20 protein-coding genes are annotated in these 19,848 nt (G+C 68.3%); 13 read left to right on the top strand and 7 right to left on the bottom strand.

Annotation, left to right across the window (positions count from 1 at the left end; genetic code table 11):
• Positions 1-28 precede the first annotated feature (28 nt).
• From fliL to fliF, 7 genes are all read right to left on the bottom strand, one after another.
• On the bottom strand, positions 29-541 hold the full coding sequence (gene fliL / locus SFB74_RS25400; RefSeq protein WP_432727127.1) for a flagellar basal body-associated protein FliL: 513 nt from the start codon (positions 539-541) through the stop codon (positions 29-31).
• Between the two features lie 168 nt (positions 542-709).
• Positions 710-2,161 (bottom strand): flagellar hook-length control protein FliK, encoded by a 1,452-nt coding sequence (locus SFB74_RS25395; RefSeq protein ID WP_432727125.1) that lies wholly within the window; start codon positions 2,159-2,161, stop codon positions 710-712.
• Between the two features lie 31 nt (positions 2,162-2,192).
• Positions 2,193-2,648 carry a flagellar export protein FliJ gene (fliJ, locus tag SFB74_RS25390; RefSeq protein ID WP_126023309.1) on the bottom strand — a complete coding sequence of 152 codons (456 nt, stop codon included), beginning with the start codon at positions 2,646-2,648 and terminating at the stop codon, positions 2,193-2,195.
• Complete coding sequence (gene fliI, locus SFB74_RS25385; RefSeq protein ID WP_432727124.1) at positions 2,645-4,102, bottom strand: flagellar protein export ATPase FliI; 1,458 nt, start codon at positions 4,100-4,102, stop codon at positions 2,645-2,647. Before fliI ends, fliJ begins: the two co-directional genes overlap by 4 nt.
• 8 nt (positions 4,103-4,110) lie before the next feature.
• Positions 4,111-4,932, bottom strand: coding sequence for a flagellar assembly protein FliH (gene fliH / locus SFB74_RS25380; RefSeq protein WP_432727123.1), 822 nt, complete (start codon positions 4,930-4,932; stop codon positions 4,111-4,113).
• Entirely contained in the window at positions 4,919-5,917 is a 999-nt protein-coding gene (fliG, locus tag SFB74_RS25375; RefSeq protein WP_432727122.1) for a flagellar motor switch protein FliG, read from the bottom strand. Before fliG ends, fliH begins: the two co-directional genes overlap by 14 nt.
• Positions 5,910-7,646: a flagellar basal-body MS-ring/collar protein FliF gene (gene fliF, locus SFB74_RS25370; RefSeq protein WP_432727120.1), complete on the bottom strand. Its 1,737-nt coding sequence runs from the start codon at positions 7,644-7,646 to the stop codon at positions 5,910-5,912. Before fliF ends, fliG begins: the two co-directional genes overlap by 8 nt.
• Before the next feature lie 284 nt (positions 7,647-7,930).
• Between fliF and fliE the strand changes: the two genes are divergently transcribed.
• The 13 genes from fliE to cheA all read left to right on the top strand — a co-directional run bounded on the left by fliE (position 7,931) and on the right by cheA (position 19,829).
• Positions 7,931-8,248, top strand: coding sequence for a flagellar hook-basal body complex protein FliE (gene fliE, locus SFB74_RS25365; protein ID WP_432727119.1), 318 nt, complete (start codon positions 7,931-7,933; stop codon positions 8,246-8,248).
• Positions 8,249-8,438: 190 nt separating this feature from the next.
• Positions 8,439-10,097, top strand: coding sequence for a FliC/FljB family flagellin (locus SFB74_RS25360; protein ID WP_432727118.1), 1,659 nt, complete (start codon positions 8,439-8,441; stop codon positions 10,095-10,097).
• Between the two features lie 167 nt (positions 10,098-10,264).
• The gene (locus SFB74_RS25355; RefSeq protein ID WP_432727117.1) at positions 10,265-10,618 is read left to right on the top strand and encodes a flagellar protein FlaG; all 354 of its coding nucleotides are present in this window, start codon (positions 10,265-10,267) and stop codon (positions 10,616-10,618) included.
• A gap of 59 nt (positions 10,619-10,677) precedes the next feature.
• On the top strand, positions 10,678-12,120 hold the full coding sequence (gene fliD / locus SFB74_RS25350; RefSeq protein WP_432727115.1) for a flagellar filament capping protein FliD: 1,443 nt from the start codon (positions 10,678-10,680) through the stop codon (positions 12,118-12,120).
• A 33-nt stretch (positions 12,121-12,153) separates the two neighbouring features.
• Positions 12,154-12,573 (top strand): flagellar export chaperone FliS, encoded by a 420-nt coding sequence (gene fliS, locus SFB74_RS25345; RefSeq protein ID WP_432727113.1) that lies wholly within the window; start codon positions 12,154-12,156, stop codon positions 12,571-12,573.
• Positions 12,574-12,601: 28 nt separating this feature from the next.
• Positions 12,602-12,934, top strand: coding sequence for a flagellar protein FliT (locus SFB74_RS25340; protein WP_432727112.1), 333 nt, complete (start codon positions 12,602-12,604; stop codon positions 12,932-12,934).
• 47 nt (positions 12,935-12,981) lie between these two features.
• Positions 12,982-14,283 (top strand): flagellar hook-length control protein FliK, encoded by a 1,302-nt coding sequence (locus tag SFB74_RS25335; protein WP_432727111.1) that lies wholly within the window; start codon positions 12,982-12,984, stop codon positions 14,281-14,283.
• Positions 14,280-14,555: an EscU/YscU/HrcU family type III secretion system export apparatus switch protein gene (locus SFB74_RS25330; protein WP_432727110.1), complete on the top strand. Its 276-nt coding sequence runs from the start codon at positions 14,280-14,282 to the stop codon at positions 14,553-14,555. Before SFB74_RS25335 ends, SFB74_RS25330 begins: the two co-directional genes overlap by 4 nt.
• A gap of 337 nt (positions 14,556-14,892) precedes the next feature.
• Positions 14,893-15,255, top strand: a complete 363-nt coding sequence (gene flhD, locus SFB74_RS25325) for a flagellar transcriptional regulator FlhD (protein ID WP_432727109.1) — start codon at positions 14,893-14,895, stop codon at positions 15,253-15,255.
• The gene (gene flhC / locus SFB74_RS25320; protein WP_126023320.1) at positions 15,252-15,839 is read left to right on the top strand and encodes a flagellar transcriptional regulator FlhC; all 588 of its coding nucleotides are present in this window, start codon (positions 15,252-15,254) and stop codon (positions 15,837-15,839) included. Before flhD ends, flhC begins: the two co-directional genes overlap by 4 nt.
• Before the next feature lie 74 nt (positions 15,840-15,913).
• Positions 15,914-16,774 (top strand): flagellar motor stator protein MotA, encoded by an 861-nt coding sequence (gene motA / locus SFB74_RS25315; protein WP_432727108.1) that lies wholly within the window; start codon positions 15,914-15,916, stop codon positions 16,772-16,774.
• 33 nt (positions 16,775-16,807) lie between these two features.
• Positions 16,808-17,689: a flagellar motor protein MotB gene (gene motB / locus SFB74_RS25310; RefSeq protein WP_432727107.1), complete on the top strand. Its 882-nt coding sequence runs from the start codon at positions 16,808-16,810 to the stop codon at positions 17,687-17,689.
• A gap of 52 nt (positions 17,690-17,741) precedes the next feature.
• Positions 17,742-19,829, top strand: a complete 2,088-nt coding sequence (gene cheA, locus SFB74_RS25305; protein WP_432727105.1) for a chemotaxis protein CheA — start codon at positions 17,742-17,744, stop codon at positions 19,827-19,829.
• Positions 19,830-19,848 lie beyond the last annotated feature (19 nt).

Below are 19,848 nucleotides of genomic sequence, written 5' to 3'. Positions count from 1 at the left end.
TGTCGTCCGGAGAAAGGTGACGTGGTGCTCACTGCACGACGAAGATGTTGAACGAGACGCTGGAGACGCCCAGCTCGGGCGTATCGGGCGTCAGCGGCGCGTTCAGCGCGGCGCGGATTTCCTCGGCCAGCCTGGCCTTGTCTTCCGGCGTGACCAGCGACTCGGGCGGGCGGTTGGAAAGCTGCACCAGCAGCCGGCTGCGCAGCTCGGGCATGAATTCGACGATCCGCGCCTTGGCCTGCTCGTCGCGCACGCGCAGCGCCATGCCGATCTGCAGGAAGCGGCTGCGGCCTTCGGCCTGCAGGTTCACCGTCAGCGGGTCCAGCATGACGAAGATGGGCTTCTCGGGAGCCGCGGGCTTGGCCTCCGCCGTGGCGGGGGCGCCCATGAAGCGCGGCAGGAAGACATATGCGGCGGCGCCGGCCGCGGCGAGAAGACCGACGGCGACCACGATCCCGATCAGCAGCTTCGGGGAGCGGCGCGGAGATGGCAGCGTGGCGATGGCCGGTGCGGCGTTTGCGACAGATGTTGGGGGAGCCATGGTGAAGCGGTTTTTCTTGTCCGGTCTATTCTTTGCGAAGTCCCTCGCGGACGAACGGCCGAACAAGCGCACAAAGGCGTTTCATATCCGTTCATTGCGAGGCGCCGTTCAAGGCGGCGCCGTCGCGGGGCGGGGGCGGGTGTGTGGTTGCGTGCGTGTCCCGTTGCCTCAGGCGAAGGTGTCCACGCCGGAGCGCGAGCCGGCGGCGGCTGCTGCACGCGCGGCGGCGACGGGGGCCGCCGGTGCATCGACCGTCGCGCGGCCCGCGCCGGGCCAGGAGGCCGCGGCCTGCTGCCGCGCGGCGTTCTGCTGGCTCTGCTGTTGTTGCTGCTGCGCGAAGGCTGCGTCGTTGCCGTTGGGCTGGCGCGCCTCGGTGCCGACCGAAGCCTGGCCCAGCGTGATGCCCTGTTCCGACAACGAGTTGCGCAGCTGCGGCAGCGCAGCCTCGACGGCCTTGCGCACGCTCTCGTGCGCCGAGACGAACATCGCCTGCGCCTGGTTGTCGCCCATCGACAGCGTCACCTTCAGCGGGCCCAGGCCGGCCGGGTTCAGGCTGAGTTCGGCCGTGTGATGCCCGCTGGTGCTCATGCGCAGCAGCTGCTGGCCGAGCGCCGGTGCCCACTTGTCGCTGCCGACTTCGGGCGCGATGGCATGCGCCGGGGCGCGCGCGGCGGATGCGGTGTCGTTCGGCCGATCCGAAGCGGAGGCGGTCACCGAAGCCGGCTGTTGCAGCGCGATGGGGTCCACGGCGGGCTGGCTGTCCGCGCCGTCGGCTGCGGCAGTCGACGGGCTCGCGGCGGGAACGGCCTTGGCGGCCTGCGCGTCGCCGGCTGCGGCGGGTTGGGCCGCGCTCGCAAGCTGTTCTGCGGTGGTGGCGCTCATGGGGGCGCGCGATGCGGGGCCGCGGCCGGTCGCGGCCGTGCCCACGGACGGGCCTGCAGGAGCGGACACCGGCTTCGCGAAGCCGGCAGCCATGGTCTGTGCCGCGATGGCGGCGCGGGCGGCGTCGTGCAGCGATGCGGCCGGCGCGGCATCGGCCTGCAGGGGAGCTGCCTGCGCCGCGGATGCGGAGGGCTTCTGCGCTGCATCCTTCGCCGAGTTGGCCGCATTGGCCGCGATGGCGGCTTCGGACGCGTCCTGCGCATCGGCTGCGACAGGCGCCGCGTCGGCGGCCGTCTTCGCCGAAGCAGCCTGCAGGGCCGGGTCCAGCGGGATATCGGCCGCCGCACCGGCGGGCGCCGTCGTCTTCGCAAGCGCATCGGCCGTGCCGTCGCCCGCCCGTGCAGCCGAGCGGCCCGCGAGCGTCAGGGCATGCAGCGGCGCGTGCCCTTGCGCGAGAAAGGCGAGGTTCGGGTCTGCGAGCGTCGTGTCGTCGTTCTTCGTGTCTTCATCCGTGCCGGGCTTGCGCGCAGCCTTGCGGTCGGCGGCCGCGACGTCCTGCGTGCCGTCCTTCGCGGCCGCATCGGCGCGGCTGCCGCCGTTCGCGCGCGAGCGCTCCAGCGCCGCGCCGAAGCTCAGGCCCTGCGCGTCGTCCGCGCCGCGCCCGCGCGAGGCGGCCTGCGCGGCCGCTGGCTGTGCGGCGGCATTCGTCGTGACGGGGGGCGTGATCATGGAAGGCATTTCGGTTCCTGCGTGCGGATGTTTCTGTTTCTCAAAGGGTCGGGTGCGAGGCGCGGTCGAAGAACTTGCGCGCCGCGCGCTCGTCGCTGTCGCGCTGTTCGCGCTTGGCCTCGGCCATGAGCTCCTGCATGCGCACGCGCTCGGCCAGCGTGTCGAAGGAGCTCAGGCGGCGCCGCTGCTGCTGCCAGTCGTCGCGGCCGTGGTCCAGCCGGGTGCCGGTCTGGGCCGCGATGGCGCGCTGCTGCTCGATGGCGTTGTCCAGCGTGCCGAGGAAGTTGCGGTAGTTGCGCCACTGCGAGGAGGGCAGGCCGTCGCGCATCAGGGCGTCGAGCTGTTCGTGGTAGTCCTGCCGGTACTGCAGCAGCAGGTCGAGCTTCTGGCTGGCGTCCAGGTGGGCGTTCTGCAGCGCGCCGAGACGCCGCGCGGCGTCGTCGGTCTGCGTGTGCGCCAGGTCGATCAGCATGCCGAGGGGGAGCTTGCGTGTCATCTTGCGTTTCTTTGCGGAGTGGGTGTGCGCGGCTCGCCGTCGAACAGCTTCTCCAGGCGGGCGATGGATTCGGCGTAGTCCGTGCGCTCGTCCATCGACTGCTGCAGGAAGCCTTCGATGCGCGGGTACATCGCGATCGCCTGGTCGAGTTGCAGGTCGTGGCCGGGCGCATAGGCGCCCACGCTGATCAGGTCGCGGTTGCGCTGGTAGCGCGACAGCATCTGCTTGAAGCGGCGCACGGTGTCGAACTGCGAGGACGGGATCAGCGCTGTCATGGCGCGGCTGATGGAGGCCTCGATGTCGATGGCCGGGTAGTGCCCGGCCTCGGCCAGCGTGCGCGAGAGCACCACGTGGCCGTCGAGAATCGCGCGCGCCGAGTCGGCGATGGGGTCCTGCTGGTCGTCGCCTTCCGAGAGCACCGTGTAGAAGGCGGTGATGGAGCCGCCGCGCCCGTTGGCGTCGCGCGCGCCGTTGCCGGCGCGCTCCACCAGCGCGGGCAGCTTGGCGAACACCGATGGCGGGTAGCCCTTGGTGGCGGGCGGCTCGCCCACGGCCAGCGCGATCTCGCGCTGCGCCATCGCGTAGCGGGTGAGCGAGTCCATGATGAGCAGCACGTCCTTGCCGCGGTCGCGGAAGTACTCGGCCAGGCAGGTCGCGTAGGCCGCGCCCTGCAGGCGCAGCAGCGGCGAGTTGTCGGCAGGGGCCGCCACCACCACCGCGCGGGCCAGGCCTTCCTCGCCCAGTGTGTTCTCGATGAAGTCCTTCACCTCGCGGCCGCGTTCGCCGATCAGGCCGACCACGATGACCTCTGCGCTGGTGTAGCGCGCCATCATGCCCAGCAGCACGCTCTTGCCCACGCCGGAGCCGGCGAACAGGCCCATGCGCTGGCCGCGGCCCACGGTGAGCATGCCGTTGATGGCGCGCACGCCCACGTCGAGCACCGAGTCGATGGGCGCTCGCGTCAGCGGGTTCATGGGCGGCGAGCTCAGCGGCACCTTGCGCGCCATGTCGAGCGGGCCCAGCCCGTCGAGCGGGCGGCCGGCCGCATCGACCACGCGGCCGAGCATGCCTTCGCCCACGGGCAGGCGCTTGGTGTGGGCATTGCCGCCACCGCCGTTCAGGCCCGCGTCGGGCTCGGGCGCACCGGGGCGCGCATACACGCGCGCGCCGGGCAGCAGGCCCGCCACTTCGGTCTGCGACATCAGGAAGAGCCGGTCGCCGGCGAAGCCCACGACTTCTGCTTCGGCATGGCGCTGCGCATGGCCCGGCGGCAGTTCGATCAGGCAGTCGCTGCCCACGGGCAGCTGCAGGCCCACCGCCTCGAGCACCAGTCCCACGGCGCGCGTGAGCCGGCCCGATGCGATGGTGGTCTCGCATTGCGCGACGCTTGCGCGCGCCTTGTCGAGCGCGGCGCGCACCGACTGCAGATGGGGGTTGGGGGCGGTGGCCTGCATGGTGCCCCTCACTTGGCCTCGGCCCTGCCGTCGGTGTCGCCGTTGAGCGCGGCGGTCACGCGCTTCCAGCGCGTTTCCAGCGTGCCGTCGAGTTCGCCGGTGGCCGATTGCACGCGGCAGCCGCCGCGGGTGATGGTGTCGTCGGCGCGCATCTGCCAGCCTGCGGCCTCGATCTCTTCGCCCAGGCTGCTCCTCACGAGCGCCACGTCATCGGGGTGCAGCAGCAGGCGCGGTTCGCCGCGCAATGCGGGCTCGGTGTTGAGCAGGTCGCGCACCACGGGCAGCACCCATTCGGGCTCGGCCGTCAGCGTACGGTGCACCACCTGGCGCGCCACGTCGAGTGCGAGCGCGAGCACGGCCTGCGAAAGTTCTTCCTCGGCGCGGCGCAGCGCGTCGGGCAGCGACTGGGCCAGAGCGCGCAGGCGTTCCGCATGCGCGGTCGCGGCCGCGAGGCCGGTGGCCAGGCCTTCGGTGTGGCCCACCTTGCGGCCCTCGGCGAGGCCGGCGGCGCGGCCCTCCGCCTCTCCGTCGATGCGTGCTTCCTTGCGGATGCGCGCGAGATCGGCGAGGTCGACCTTGGGCGCGGGCGGCGGTGGCGGCGGCGCCGTGTTGCGGCGCTCGGCCGCCTTGCGGGCGGCGGGCACGCGGGGGCTGCCGTCGATGGTTCCCATCTCCCAGCGCTCCCATGCGGAGAGCGCGGGCGGTGGCACCTCGGGGCGCTCGGTCCTCGGCCCGCCGGCCGCGTGGCGCGCGGCGGCATGGATGGCCGCGAGCCGCTCGCGCGACTCGCCGAAGCTGCCGAAGTTGCCGTTGGAATCAGACGAACTCATCGGTGCCAGGCGTCGCGATCACGATTTCGCCGGCCTCCGCCAGGCGGCGGGCGACCTGCAGGATGGCCTTCTGTTCGGTCTCGACCTGCGACACGCGCACAGGTCCACGCAGCTCCATGTCCTCGCGCAGCGTCTCGGCGGCGCGCTGCGACATGTTGTTGAGGAACTTGTCGCGCAACTCCATCGGCGCGCCCTTGAGCGCGATGATGAGCGAGTCGCTCTCGATGTCCTTGAGCAGGCGCTGGATGCTGCGGTCTTCCAGGCCCAGCAGGTTCTCGAACACGAACATCTCGTCGACGATGCGCTGCGCCAGCGCCTCGTCCTGCTCGCGCACGTGGGCGATGGCTTCTTCCTCCACGCTGGTGCTCATGAGGTTGACGATCTCGGCCGCGGTGCGCACGCCGCCCAGTCGGCTGCGGCGCAGGCCCTGGCCCGCGAGCATCTCGGTGAGCACGTCGGTCAGCTCGTTCAGCGCCGAGGGCTGCACGCCACCGAAGGTGGCCACGCGCATGATCACGTCGTGGCGCAGCCGCGCCGGCAGCTTCTCGAGCACCTCGGAGGCCTTCATGCGGTCCAGGTGCACCAGCAGCGTCGCCAGGATCTGCGGATGCTCGTCGCGGATGAGCTCGGCCACCTCGCCGGCCTCGAGCTCGTTGAGCCGCTCGATGCCGCCGTGCGGCTCGTCGGGCTGCAGGATGTCTTCCAGCAGGTTGCTGGCGCGGTCCTCGCCCAGCGCCTTGCGCAGCACGGCGCGGATGTAGCTGGTCGAGCCAAGGTGCAGGGCCGAGAGCTGCTCGGTCTCGTTGCGGAACTCGGCCAGCACCTCGGCCAGTTCTTCCTTCGACACGGAGCTGAGCTTCGACATCGCCAGGCCCAGCGCCTGCACCTCGGAGGTGGGCAGCTGGTGCAGCGCGGCCGCGGCGCGGTCTTCGCCCAGTGCCATCAGCAGGATGGCGCTCTTGCGGGTTCCCTGTTCGCTACTCATCGTTGTTCATCCAGTGCTGGATCAGCGCCGCCACCACCTTGGGGTCCTTGTCGGCGGTCTGGTGGGCGTATTCCATGTCGGCCTTGCGGCGGTTGGCCTCGCGTTCGCGCAGGCTCTCCTCGGGGGAGGGCGCGTTCTCGTCGGGCTCGGCGGCAGCCACGAAGGCCGGAGCCGCTGCCGCGGCGGGCGCGGGCGGCGGTGCCAGGTGCTTGCGCATCAGCGGACGCAGCACGGCGAACCAGGCGAAGAGCGCGAGCAGCGCGTACAGCAGGTACTGGCCGGCGGTCTTGGCGAGCTCGATGTTCTCGCGGTCGCGCCAGATCGGCACCTCGGGCGCGGGGGCGCTGTCGGCATCGCGGGCGAAGGCGCTGTTCACCACATTGAGCGAGTCGCCGCGATCCTGGCTGAAGCCCATGGCTTCCTTCGCGAGGTTGCGGATCTGCTCCAGCTCGGCCGGCGTCAGCGCGCGGTTGGTGGTCTTGCCCGCGGCATCGGCCACGTCGCGGTTGTTCACCACGACGGCTACCGACAGGCGCTTCACACCGCCCGCGGCCTGCTGCACGTGGCGGATGGTCCGGTCGAGCTCGTAGTTGGTGGTGGTGTCCTTGCGCGAGCTGCTCGGGCCGGTGGGGGCCGTGGAAGCGGTCGATGCGGTGGCGCCAGGTGCTCCGGGTGCTCCCGGCGTTCCCGGTGCAGGCGGCGTGCCCGGCGCGTTCGGTGCCCTCGGCCCGGTGATCGGCGCGGTCGGGTTCACCGGCGGCTGGTTCGACAGCGCCCCCGGCACGCCGCCGGGCTGGCCGCCGCCGTGCTGTGCCGATTCGCTGCTCTGCTGGCTGCGGATGGCGGCCTGCGTCGGGTCCTGGTTGGGCTTGTATTTCTCGTCGGTGTGCTCGACCACCGAGAAGTCGATGTCCGCAGCCACCTGCGCGCGCACGTTGTTCGCGCCCACGATGGGCTGCAGGATCGCCTCGATGCGGCGGATGTAGCCCTGTTCGATTTCCTGCGCGTACTTGAGCTGGCTCACGTCCAGCCCGCGGTCGGTGCCGCGCGCCGAGGACAGCAGGTTGCCGCGCTGGTCCACCACGGTCACGCTCTTGGCGTCGAGGTCGGGCACGCTGCTGGAGACCATGTGCACGATGGCGCTGACCTGGCCTTCGTCGATGCTGCGTCCGCGCGCCAGCGCGAGCACCACCGAAGCCGAGGGCTTCTTCTGGTCGCGCACGAAGAGCGAGGGCTTCGGCAGGGCCAGGTGCACCCGGGCCGACTCGATGGCGCCGATGGATTCGATGGAGCGCGCCAGCTCGCCCTCGAGCCCGCGCTGGTAGTTGACCTGCTCGGCGAACTGGCTGGTGCCGAACTTCTGGTTGTCCATCAGTTCGAAGCCCACGCCGCCGGCCTTGGGCAGGCCCTGCGCCGCGAGCTTCAGGCGGGTCTCGGCCACCTTGTCGCCCGCGATCAGGATCGCGCCGCCGCCTTCGGCGAACTTGTAGGGCACGTTCATCTGCTGCAGCGAAGCGATGATCGCGCCGCCGTCGCGGTCCGACACGTTGGTGTAGAGCACCTTGTAGTCAGGCCCGCGGCTCCAGAGCATGAACGCGGCCACGGCGGCCACCACGGCCGCGCCGCCGATGATCAGCGGCAGCCTGGGCTGCGCGCGCATGCGTTCCAGAAGCGACGAGGGGCCGTTGCCGGCCTCGGGCAGCGCGCCCGCGGGCGCCGCCGTGCTCATGGACGCACCTTCTTCTTCGCGGCCATTGCCATGCTGGGAGAGGAATTTCGATTTAGAGATTTCATTCCGGATGGCCGGTGATGTCGTCCACGGCCTGTTCGTTTCGCGGACGATTGTCAGCAGTCACCCGGAATTCGAATGCCCGAACAGCCGGGGTTTTTGCCCTCAGTTGCGCGCTTGAATCGGGGTCTTCCCTTGATACGCTGCAGGCCAGCCGGAGGACTTCGATCCTCCGTGTCAAGTCACGCGGAAGTGTTCAGACAAACAAGAGGAAGAGGATCACCATGTCCATCAGCGCCATCGAATCGGTCCTGCAGCAGATGCGGGCCACCGCGGTCCAGACGGGCATCGGCCCGTCGGCATCCGCCCCGGCCGAGGCCGGCGGCTTCGCGGCCGAACTCAAGCGCTCGCTCGCCAACATCAGCGGCGCGCAGCAGCAGGCCTATGCGCAGGCCGAGTCCTTCGAACTGGGCAAGCCCGGTGTCGCACTCAATGACGTGATGGTTGACCTGCAGAAGGCGAACGTCGCGTTCCAGACCGGGCTGCAGGTGCGCAACCGCCTGGTGACGGCCTACCAGGAAGTGATGAATCTGCAGGCCTGAGGGGTTGAATTCCTGAGAGGTGTGGCCTTGCCGAAGTGGTGGCGAACTTTTTTGTACGCCGCCCTAAAGGTTCCGCAACCCCCGCCGATAACCAAGTCAACGATGGCTTGAGTCTCACAGTGGAAGCGGGTCCAGCGTTACGGCCGAAAGCCGGAGTCCACAACCTTTTTTCATCAATCAGGAGTCGAACATGGCGCAAGTCATCAACACGAACAGCCTCTCTCTCATCACGCAGAACAACCTCAACAAGTCGCAGTCGGCGTTGAACAGCGCCATCGAGCGCCTGTCCTCGGGCATGCGCATCAACAGCGCCAAGGACGATGCAGCCGGCCAGGCCATCGCCAACCGCTTCACGGCCAACATCAAGGGCCTGACGCAAGCAACGCGCAACGCCAACGACGGCATCTCGATCGCCCAGACGACTGAAGGCGCCCTGACCGAAGTCAACAACAACCTGCAGCGCATCCGCGAACTGTCGGTGCAGGCCGCCACGGGCACGAACTCGGCCAGCGACCTGGACTCGATCCAGTCGGAAATCGGCCAGCGCCTGGACGAAATCAACCGCGTGTCGGCACAGACGCAGTTCAACGGCGTGAAGGTCCTGTCGGCCGACGCTGGCAAGCTGACCGTGCAAGTCGGCGCGAACGATGGCGAAACCATCGACATCGACCTGCAGGAAATCAGCGCCAAGACCCTGGGCCTGGACGGCTTCAACGTCAACAACACCGGCTCGAAGAACAAGACCGCCACGGCTTCCGACCTGCTGGTCGCCGGCTTCACTGCTGGCGCGACGACCAACGGCGTCACGTCGTACAGCCGCACGCTGACCGCTGCCGCCAACGGCGCAACGGCCAACGACGTGCTGGCCAAGATGCAGGACGGCGGCACGGTCACCATGACCGGCGGCGCAACCTACACCTACAGCGCAGCGACCAAGAGCTACACCGCCACGGAAGCCGCTCGCAGCCAGGCCAACACGCTCGCATCGCTGACCCCGCCGGCCGGCACCAGCGTGACCGCCACGGTCAAGCTCGGCAACCGTTCGATGGACGTCAAGATCGACAGCAACGGCGCCATGACCGACGCCGCCGACGGCTCGGCCCTGTACCTCGACGCTTCGAAGAACCTGACGAAGACCGGCGCTGGCGCGACGACCGCCGCCACCCTGTCGGCAGTGCTCGAGCAAGCCACCGGCATGTCCGCCGCCGGCGACTCGATCACCATCGGCGCGACCGGCGCTTCGTACACCGTGGTGACGGCAGCAGCCGGCGCCAGCACCTTCGCGGTTGCAGGCGAGCGCGCCACGGCCGACCAGGTTGCCGCCAAGATCAACGCTGGCGCAGGCAGCATCGACATCGACGGTGGTGGCGCTACCCCCGCCTACGCCGTGGCAGCAGCCGGCGGTGCCGTGACCGGTGCCTTCATCGGCGTGAGCGGCCTGACGACGACCGCCGCCGAATCGATCAACCTGAACGCCAACGGCGTGGTGACCGACTCGCAAGGCAGCGTCGTCTACGCGGACTCCGCCAAGCCCGGCAAGCTGACGACCAACGCCGTGAGCGACGCGAAGTCGACGGTCGATCCCCTGAAGGCACTGGACGCTGCCCTGTCGAAGGTCGACAAGCTGCGCAGCTCGCTGGGTGCGGTGCAGAACCGTTTCGACTCGGTGATCGCCAACCTCGGCACCACGGTGACTAACCTGTCCTCGTCGCGTTCGCGCATCCAGGACGCCGACTACGCGGTCGAAGTGTCGAACATGACGCGCGCCCAGATCCTGCAGCAAGCCGGTACCTCGGTGCTGTCGCAAGCCAACCAGACCACGCAAGGCGTGCTGTCTCTCCTGCGTTGATCGAAGGAGTCCGGTAGCAACTGAAAGCAATGCCGGGGCCCTTCCGCAAGGGAGGTCCCGGCCGGAGCAGGCCCGTGGCGCGAGCCGCGAGTGCCTGCCCTGTCCTCTGCGGCCATGCCCACGGGCGAGGCCGCAGAGGACAGGAAACCCAGCAAGACAAGGTGGAAATGATGTTGAACCCCGTGCCTGCAAAACCCGCGACGGAGAGCCCCTGGGCGCAATTGCTCATCGGTGGCGCCGCGGGCGCGCGCGGCGCGGTTGCCGACGCGAAGGGCGGTGCCGCAAAGGACGAGGCGACGCCGGTGCAGGTCGAGCAGGCGGTGCGCCAGGCCAACGAGGTACTCGCGCTGCGCGAGGTCGGCCTGCGCTTCGAGGTCGACAAGGAAACCGACATGGTCATCGTCAAGGTGGTGGACCGCGCCAGCGGCGAGGTCATCCGCCAGATTCCGAACGAAGAAGTCGTGCGCATCGCGAAGCTGATGAACGACGGCAACGGGCTGCTGGTGGACCACGCGGCCTGAGTCCGCGGCACGTACGCATCGGCAACGACACACATCTACACATTCAAGAAGGCAAAGACATGGCAACGATCAGCAGCCTGGGCGTGGGCTCCAACCTGAACCTGGCGGACCTGCTCACCAAGCTCCAGGACGCCGAGAGCCAGCCCCTGGTGGCGCTGCAGAACAAGGCCAAGAGCTACACGAGCAAGCTGTCGGCCTACGGCACGATCCAGAGCGCGCTCGCCACGCTGCAGACGGCCGCCAAGAAGCTGGGCGACCCGGCGCTGTTCCAGAGCGTGACGGGCACTCCGACGGTCAGCGGCATCCTGTCGGCATCCGCGACGGACGTGAGCGCGGCGGGCAACTACACCATCGACGTGACGCAGCTTGCGCAGTCGCAGACCGTCATCACCGCGGGCCAGGCCAGCTCCAAGACCGCGATCGGCAACGGCAAGATCACCATCGACTTCGGTGCCATCACGGGCGGAACCTTCGACGCCGCGACGGGCAAGTACACCGGCTCCACGTTCACCGCGGATGCGAGCCAGCCCGCCAAGTCGATCACCATCGACCCGACCAACAACACGCTGGAAGGCATCCGCAACGCGATCAACGGCGCCAACGCCGGCGTGACGGCCACCATCGTGAACGACGGCAGCGGCTCGCCCAACCGCCTGGTGCTGAGTTCCTCGCAGACCGGCGAGAAGTCGAGCATGCGCATCTCGGTGGACGGCGACGCGTCGCTGCAGAACCTGCTGAACAACGACCCGGCCGGCACGCAGAACCTGAAGCAGACGGCCGCGGCCCAGAACGCGAAGCTCAACGTCAACGGCATCGACATCACGAGCGCGACCAACACCGTGAAGGAAGCCATCCAGGGCGCCACGCTGACGCTGGTGAGCACCGGTAAGACCGGCCTGTCGATGAAGGAGAACACGGCGGGCGTGAAGACGGCGATCAACGACTTCGTGAAGGCCTACAACAGCCTGCAGAGCACCGCCAAGACGCTGACCTCCTACGACGCCGACACCAATACCGCCGCCGCGCTGGTGGGCGACAACACGCTGCGCACCCTGCAGACGCGCATCCGCCAGGCGCTCACCACGCCGCAGGCCGGCGGCGCGAACGACATGAAGGTGCTCACGGAGATCGGCGTGTCCTTCCAGAAGGACGGCACCCTGGCCGTGGATTCCGACAAGCTCGACAAGGCCCTCGCCAACAACCTGAAGGGCGTGGCGAACCTGTTCTCGAGCGCCACCGGCAGCACCGCCGGCTACGGCAAGCAGCTCGACGCGCTGGTGGACGACGTCACCAAGGGCTCACTGAAGGTGGCCAGCGACGGCGTGACCGCGACGATCAAGGAGCTCGACACCCAGTACGACGCGATGCAGCTGCGCGTGGACGCCACGGTCGACCGTTATCGCAAGCAGTTCAACCAGCTGGACGTGCTGATCAACAACATGAACAACACCAAGAACTACCTCACGCAGCAGTTCGAGGCGCTGTCGAGCCAGACCAAGTAAGGCGCAGCAAGCGCAGACCCGGAGCATCAGCCGATGTACACCCCACACAACATGCGCACCGGTGCCGGCGCCTATGCGCGCCTCGGCGTGGAAACGACCGCGATGAGCGCGTCGCCGCACCAGCTCATCACGATGCTGTTCGACGGCGCGAAGACCGCCATCGGCATGGCTCGCCACCACATGGCGGCGGGCGATACCGAGGCCAAGGGCAACGCGATCTCCAAGGCCATCGGCATCGTCGACAACGGCCTGAAGGCCGGGCTCGACGCTCAGGCGGCCGGCGAGGCCGGGGCCGAACTGGTGGGCAACCTCTCGGCGCTGTACGACTACATCGTCCAGCGGCTCTTCCGCGCCAACCTGCACAACGACGTGCAGGCATTGGACGAGGCCGACCGGCTGCTCGAGAACATCGCTTCCGCCTGGCGGGAGATCGACGACCGGGCTCGTGGCTGAAATGCAACCGAAAGAGAAACAGGAAAACATGGCATTCCGGAGTGAGGTCGTTCATTGCTACGAAGAGCTGGCCACCGGCATCGCATCGATGCTGGTGCTGGCTCGCGCCAGGGAGTGGGGCCAGCTCCCCGCGCTCGAAGCCCGCTGCTCGGCGATGGTGGAGCGCCTTCGGGCCATCGAGCCCTACGAGTCGCTGGACGCGACGCAGGTGGAGCACGTGCTCGACCTGCTCGAGCGCATCCGTTCCGACCAGGCCGAGGTGTCGGGTCTCATCAAGCCGCAGCTCGAGGATCTGATCAGCCGCATGGGTTATCTCACGCAGCAGAAGAACCTCGGCAGGGCCTACGGGCCGCCGCACTGAGCGCGCCCGTCGGCCGACCGAACGCGACACGCTGAAGAAACCGCACCATGACCGCACTCGCCGGACTGCTCGACGCGCTGCTGGCCGCAAGGCTCGCGCCACGGCTGGACGTGCTCGGCATCAAGCCCGAGGCGACCATCGGCGCGCCCGGCCCGGCGGTGGCGGTCGGCAAGGTCGAGAACGACGTCCGGCTGCTTTCCAATGCAGCGCTCGACAGGCAGATTCCGGGAGCCGCGGCCGGCGGTGCGCCGCATGCGGGCATGGGCGCGCAGCCTTCGATGGCGACGCGGCTGTCGGTGGCGGCGCGTGTCATCGGCGCGGTGCTGGCGGACCTGCAGGCGCAGCCCGGACCGGTGCGCGGCGCCGTGCCGCTGATGCCTTCGCGCGGGCAGCCGGTGAATGCCGCCGCCCTGGCGGGCACGCTGGCGCAGACGCTGTCTGACAGCGGGCTCTTCTACGAATCGCACCTGGCGTCGTTCGCCGCGGGAGGCCGCACGATCGCTCAGATGAGGCAGGAGCCGCAGGCGCAATGGGCCGTGCCGGTGATCGCGAAGGCACAGGCGAGCGCATCGGCCGCGTCGGCGGCTGTGGTTGCCGGTCCGGCGGCGTCGATCGCCGATCTGCCGGATGCGCTGCCTTCGCTCGTGGCGCAGGCGCAAGCCCAGGTGCCGGCGCTGCGGGGCGACGAAGCCCGCATGGCGAGCCCTGCCGCGGCACAGGCGTCGGCTGCAGAAGCGCAGCCGCAGGACGCCGGTCGCTCTTTTTCGCAAGACAAACCGCAGCCTCTGGAACGACAAACCGCGGCCAGCGACGCGGCCAGGGTTCAGGCCGCCTATCGCCAGCCCGAGAGCGCGTCCGTCGGCGGCACGCTGGATTCGCTGCCTACGCAGCGTGTGCGCGAATCGGGGCGCCAGCCGGACAACGCCGCGGCGCTGCCGGCATCGCGCACCGCCGAAGTGATCCATCCGCAGGCCGTGACGCTCGTGCACCAGCAGCTCGACCTGCTGGCCAGTTCCGTCTTCCGCTGGAACGGCCACGCCTGGCCCGACGTGCCAATGAGCTGGACCGTGGAGGAAGAACAGGCCCGCTCCGATGCGCGCGATGGCGCGGCGGTGGAAGAAGAGGGCGCGCGTCGCTGGTCGACCACCGTGTCGCTGGAGTTGCCCAGGCTCGGCGAGGTCGATCTGCGATTGAGCCTCGACGGCTCCGCCGTGCAGGCGCATCTTTTCGCGCGCGAGGCTTCGACCATGGCGCGCCTGCGCGGCGACACCGGCCAGCTCGCGAAGCGCTTCGACGCCGCGGGCCTGCAGTTGCAGCAGGTGCTGGTTGCGGAAAAGGAGCCGGCATGAGCGAGGTGCTCGACAACCGCAACAGCGCCGTCGCCCTGTCGTACGCGGACAAGACGCGTGCGCCCGTCGTCGTGGCCAAGGGCTATGGCGTGGTCGCCGAATCGATCATGCGCGAGGCGCGCGAGCACGGGCTGTACGTGCACTCGTCGGCCGACCTCGTGAAGCTTCTGATGCAGGTCGACCTGGACCGCCAGATCCCGCCGCAGCTGTATCTCGCGGTGGCCGAGGTGATGGCGTGGATCTACCGCCTGGAGGGTCGCTCAGGCGACTAATTGACCAGATGGACCAATGTGAAATCATGAATCGTGAAATTCACGAAAACGGGCTTTCATCGAGGCGAAATAAACCCATAGTATTTATCAATTCGATGTTACGGGTGAATAAATTCAGGCATTTTTTGGTTGCGCCTGAAACATTTGTTACCCAAACGTCTGACACCTGTAAACACACCCTCTCCATTGGGAGATGAGGGGTATCGTGTCAGACGCCTCCTACCTTTTTTATCCTGCTGTCATACAAAACACTTCAACATGTAAAACTTTGTGTATATAATGTATACACGATTGTTAGGAGCACGAAGTGAGCTTTGAATCGGAAATGGGATCAGACATGGAAAACGTCAACATCACCGCCAACGGCGTGATTTCGAGGGAAATCGGCGAGATAAATCTGGCCTATATGCTGCTGGCGCAGAAGCTGGTGAAGCAGGACCGGGCAGAGGCCATGTTCCGCCTCGGCGTGGGCCGCGAGCTGGCCGATCTGCTGGCGAACATGTCGCTCAGCCAGATCGTGAAGCTGGCCGCGTCCAACTTCCTGCTGTGCAGCTTCCGGCTGGACGACCGCCCGATGTTCGCGGTGGTCGGCGAGGGCAAGGAGCCCGCGCTGCAGCAGGCGCACATGTCGATCCTGATGGCTGCGCGCCAGGCGCAGGCCCAGTCCCAGGCGCCGATGCGCGGAGCGAGCGCGGCGTGACCAGCAAGAGCGTCCTGGGCGAGGTGCGCCAGGTCCAGCTCGCGATCGAGCTGATCGGGCTCGGCGCGCGCCTGCAGTTCCTGGAGGCGGCGGTCACGCTGAGCCGGGAGCGGCTGATCCGCCTCTACAAGGAACTCAAGGGCGTTTCCCCGCCCAAGGGCCTGCTGCCGTTCTCCACCGACTGGTACATGACGTGGCTGGCCAACATCCACTCGTCGATGTTCTACAACATCTACCGCTTCATGCTCGACGAGGCGGACGAGAACGAACTGCCCGCGCTCATCAAGGCCTATCGCCTCTACACCCAGCAGGTCGAGGCCAACGGCGGCGAGGTGGTGCTCGACTTCACCCGCGCCGAGACCATGGTGCGCTTCTTCGACAGCGACATGCTCCAGCTGAGCACCTGCTGCCGGTGCGGAGGCCACTTCGTGGCGCATGCGCACGACAACAAGAACGGATACGTGTGCGTGCTGTGCCGACCGCCTTCGCGCGCGGGCAAGGCACGCAAGCCCAAGGCGACGGAGCGGCGCCGCGGCGGACTCGTCGCAGTGGCGCCCGTGATGGACATCGGCGGCGCCGTCTAGGAAAAGCGCCCCTGCCGCGATCGTCGCGGCTCGGGCTTTGTTGATTCGACGCCTTCGGGCGATAGGGGTAGCGCGTGCTGGTTCTGGTTGGATACATCGTGGTGATCGGTGCCGTCTTCGGTGGCTACGGCCTCATGGGCGGACACTTCGGTGTCCTGTTCCAGCCGGTCGAGCTGCTCATGATCGGCGGCTCCGCGCTGGGCGCCTTCATCGCCGGCAACAACGGCAAGACCATCAAGGCGACCATCAAGGAGCTGCCGCTGCTGCTGCGCACCTCCAAGCACAACCGCCAGCTCTACATGGACCTGCTCGCACTGCTGTACGAGCTGCTCGCCAAGGCCCGCAAGGAAGGGATGATGAAGCTGGAGTCCGACGTCGAGGACCCAGCCCAGAGCGAGATATTCATGCGCTACCCGGGCATCCTCGCGCACGAGGGCATCACCGTCTTCCTGTGCGACTACCTGCGCCTGGTCATCAGCGGGAACACCGACGCCCACGAGATCGAGGCGCTGATGGACCACGAGATCGAAACCATCCGCCACGAGGCCGCCGTGCCCGGCCATAGCCTCTCGCGCGTGAGCGATGCGCTTCCCGCCCTGGGCATCGTCGCGGCCGTGATGGGCGTGGTGCACGCCCTCGGCTCGGCCAACCTGCCGCCTTCCGAGATGGGCGCGCTGATCGCGCACGCGATGGTGGGCACCTTCCTGGGCGTGCTGCTGGCCTACGGCTTCGTGTCGCCGCTGGCTTCGCTGATCGAGCAGAAGGTGGAAGAGGGCATGAAGATCTACCAGTGCGCCAAGGTCACGCTGCTGGCCAACCTCAACGGCTACGCGCCGCAGCTCGCGGTGGAGTTCGGCCGCAAGGTGCTGTTCTCGACCGAGCGCCCCTCGTTCACCGAGCTGGACGACCACGTCCGCGAGGTCAAGGCGCGCTGACGCGCCCATCGCACGAGCCAGCCGCGAGCGATCATGAGCGACGACAAGCCCCGGGTCATCTTCAAGCACGTCCACAAGGGCAAGCACGGCGGCGGCGCGCACGGCGGCGGCTGGAAGATCGCCTATGCCGACTTCATGACCGCCATGATGGCCTTCTTCCTCGTGATGTGGCTGCTATCCATTTCGAGTCCGAAGCAGCGCGAAGGCATTGCCGAGCACTTCCGCATGCCGTTGCGCGTGGCGTTGAACGGCGGCGACAAGGCCAGTCTCAGCACCAGCATGATTCCGGGCGGAGGCGCCGACCCGACCCACGTCGAGGGCGAGGTCCGTCTCACCGAGACGGCGAGCGAGGACGAGGCCGACGCCAGCCGCCTGGTCGAGATGAAGAAGAAGCTCGACGAGCTGATCGAGAAGAGTCCGGTGTTCCAGCAGTTCCGCTCGCAGATCCTCATCGACATCACCACCGAGGGCCTGCGCCTGCAGATCGTCGACACCGAGAACCGACCCATGTTCGAGCTGGCGAGCGCCCGCGTGGTGCCGCACATGCGCGCCATCCTGCGCGAGCTCGCACCGGCTCTCAACGGCCTGCCCAACAAGATCACGCTGTCGGGTCACACCGACGCCATCGTCTACACCAACGACCGTTCCTACGGCAACTGGGAGCTGTCGTCCGACCGCGCCAATGCCTCGCGGCGCGAGCTCGTGGCCGGCGGCATGACCGAGGGCAAGGTGCTGCGCGTGATCGGCCTGGCCGACAGCATGCACCTGGACAAGGCCGAGCCGCGCAACCCGATCAACCGGCGCATCAGCATCATCCTGCTCAACCACCGCACCCAGGAACGCATCGAGCGCGAGAACAGCGTCGAGCCCGTGGGCGGGCTGCGTATCGGCAAGGCGGCCGCGAAGGCGGAATGACGAGCGCGCGGCAGCAGGCGGCACAACAACAAGAAACACCCCAAGACACGAGATGGACCTCAGTCAATTCACCCAAGCCTTCTTCGTCGAAGCCATCGAACTGCTCGCGGAGATGGAGCAGCTTCTGCTGGAGCTCGATGTCGACGCGCCCGACAGCGAACAGCTCAACGCCATATTCCGCGCGGCGCATTCCATCAAGGGCGGCGCGGCGACTTTCGGCTTCACCGCCCTGACCAACACCACGCACGTTCTCGAGTCGCTGCTGGACCGCGCCCGCCACGGGCAGCTGCGTCTGACGGGCCGGATGATCGATGCATTCCTGGAAACGAAGGACGCCTTGCAAGAACAACTCACCGCATACCAGGCCGGCAACGAGCCGGACCCGGACATGGTCGCGCACATCTGCGGCGTGCTTCAGCAACTCGCGCTCGAAAGCGGCGATGCAGGCGCCGCGGCGCAGCATGTAGCGGCACCCGCGCCAGCCCCGGCCCCTGCGCCGGTCGCGGCGCCCGAACCCGTGGCGGCACCTGCCGCTGCCGGCGGTAGCGGCGCGCTGCGCGTTCGCTTCGCGCGGCTGTCGGAGAGCGAGTGCGAGCTGCTGACCGGCGAGCTGGCCAACCTCGGCAAGGTGCTGTCGCGCACGCGCAGCAACGACCAGCTCACTGTGCTCCTGGAAACCACCTGTGCTCCCGACGATATCGTCGCGGTCTGCTGCTTCGTCATCGACGAATCGCAGATCGACATCACGCACGAGGCCGTTTCCGCTGTGCCCACGGCACCCGCGGCTGCCGCCGAAGCACCAGTGGCCGCGCCTGCGCCGGAGCCAGCCCCGGTCGCGGAAGCCGCGAAGCCGCAGGCTGCACCGGCTCCCGCGCCCGTCGCCGCCGCTGCGGCCGCATCGTCGGCTGCCGCCAAGGAGTCGAGCTCCATCCGCGTCGACGTGGAGAAGGTCGACCAGCTCATCAACCTCGTGGGCGAGCTCGTCATCACGCAGTCGATGCTCACGCAGGCCGCGACCATGCTCGACCCGGTGGCCTACGAGCGCTTCCTCAGCGGCCTTGGTCACCTGGAGCGCAACGCGCGCGACCTGCAGGAGTCGGTCATGTCCATCCGCATGATGCCGATGGACTACGTGTTCAGCCGCTTCCCGCGCGTCATCCGCGACGTGAGCGCCAAGCTGGGCAAGCAGGTGCGCCTGGACACCTACGGCAAGGAAACCGAGCTCGACAAGGGCCTGATCGAGCGCATCGTCGATCCGCTCACGCACCTGGTGCGCAACAGCCTCGACCACGGCATCGAGACGCCCGACGTGCGCCTTGCCAAGGGCAAGGACGCCACCGGCCAGCTGCTGCTGTCGGCGCAGCACCACGGCGGCAACATCGTGATCGAGGTGAGCGACGACGGCGCGGGCCTGAATCGCGAGCGCATCCTCGCCAAGGCCATGCAGCAGGGCCTGCCGGTCAGCGAATCGATGCCCGACGAGGAGGTGTGGCAGCTCATCTTCGCGCCCGGCTTCTCCACGGCCGAGCAGATCACCGACATCTCGGGCCGCGGCGTGGGCATGGACGTGGTCAAGCGCAACATCCAGGAAATGGGCGGCCACGTCGAGATCCACTCGCGCGGCGGGCAGGGCACCACCACGCGCATCGTGCTGCCGCTCACGCTGGCCATCCTCAACGGCATGTCGGTGAAGGTGGGCAGCGAGGCCTACATCCTGCCGCTGAGCTACGTCATCGAGTCGCTGCAGCCGCTGCCGGAGCACCTGCATTCCATCACCGCCGACGGCCACGTGATCCGCGTGCGCGGCGAATACCTGCCGCTGATCGAGCTGCACCGCGTGTTCGACGTGGAGGGCGCGCAGACCCACCCCACCCAAGGCATCCTGGTGATCGTGCAGGCCGACGACAGCCGCTTCGCGCTGCTGGTGGACGAGTTGCTGGGCCAGCACCAGGTGGTGGTCAAGAACCTGGAAACCAACTACCGGAAGGTGCCCGGCATTTCGGCCGCGACCATCCTCGGCGACGGCAGCGTGGCCTTCATCATCGACGTGGGCGCCATGCCGCGCATCCAGCGCGCACAGGCCGCCAGCGCGGCCGCGCTCGCCGGCGCGGCCCGGAGGACCGACGCGATTGCGCTCTGACAACAACGGAGGCAGCTGA

The organism is Variovorax xiamenensis (genome assembly GCF_050916385.1).
Lineage (GTDB): Bacteria > Pseudomonadota > Gammaproteobacteria > Burkholderiales > Burkholderiaceae_C > Variovorax.
Note: the sequence above shows the minus strand (reverse complement) of the source record. Positions and strands in the feature narration are given on the sequence as shown.

Coding starts and splice junctions, on each gene's coding strand:
- fliL (WP_432727127.1), bottom strand. CDS start 541: ATGGCTCCCCCAACATCTGTCGCAAACGCCGCACCGGCCATCGCCACG.
- SFB74_RS25395 (WP_432727125.1), bottom strand. CDS start 2,161: ATGCCTTCCATGATCACGCCCCCCGTCACGACGAATGCCGCCGCACAG.
- fliJ (WP_126023309.1), bottom strand. CDS start 2,648: ATGACACGCAAGCTCCCCCTCGGCATGCTGATCGACCTGGCGCACACG.
- fliI (WP_432727124.1), bottom strand. CDS start 4,102: ATGCAGGCCACCGCCCCCAACCCCCATCTGCAGTCGGTGCGCGCCGCG.
- fliH (WP_432727123.1), bottom strand. CDS start 4,932: ATGAGTTCGTCTGATTCCAACGGCAACTTCGGCAGCTTCGGCGAGTCG.
- fliG (WP_432727122.1), bottom strand. CDS start 5,917: ATGAGTAGCGAACAGGGAACCCGCAAGAGCGCCATCCTGCTGATGGCA.
- fliF (WP_432727120.1), bottom strand. CDS start 7,646: ATGAGCACGGCGGCGCCCGCGGGCGCGCTGCCCGAGGCCGGCAACGGC.
- fliE (WP_432727119.1), top strand. CDS start 7,931: ATGTCCATCAGCGCCATCGAATCGGTCCTGCAGCAGATGCGGGCCACC.
- SFB74_RS25360 (WP_432727118.1), top strand. CDS start 8,439: ATGGCGCAAGTCATCAACACGAACAGCCTCTCTCTCATCACGCAGAAC.
- SFB74_RS25355 (WP_432727117.1), top strand. CDS start 10,265: ATGATGTTGAACCCCGTGCCTGCAAAACCCGCGACGGAGAGCCCCTGG.
- fliD (WP_432727115.1), top strand. CDS start 10,678: ATGGCAACGATCAGCAGCCTGGGCGTGGGCTCCAACCTGAACCTGGCG.
- fliS (WP_432727113.1), top strand. CDS start 12,154: ATGTACACCCCACACAACATGCGCACCGGTGCCGGCGCCTATGCGCGC.
- SFB74_RS25340 (WP_432727112.1), top strand. CDS start 12,602: ATGGCATTCCGGAGTGAGGTCGTTCATTGCTACGAAGAGCTGGCCACC.
- SFB74_RS25335 (WP_432727111.1), top strand. CDS start 12,982: ATGACCGCACTCGCCGGACTGCTCGACGCGCTGCTGGCCGCAAGGCTC.
- SFB74_RS25330 (WP_432727110.1), top strand. CDS start 14,280: ATGAGCGAGGTGCTCGACAACCGCAACAGCGCCGTCGCCCTGTCGTAC.
- flhD (WP_432727109.1), top strand. CDS start 14,893: ATGGAAAACGTCAACATCACCGCCAACGGCGTGATTTCGAGGGAAATC.
- motB (WP_432727107.1), top strand. CDS start 16,808: ATGAGCGACGACAAGCCCCGGGTCATCTTCAAGCACGTCCACAAGGGC.
- cheA (WP_432727105.1), top strand. CDS start 17,742: ATGGACCTCAGTCAATTCACCCAAGCCTTCTTCGTCGAAGCCATCGAA.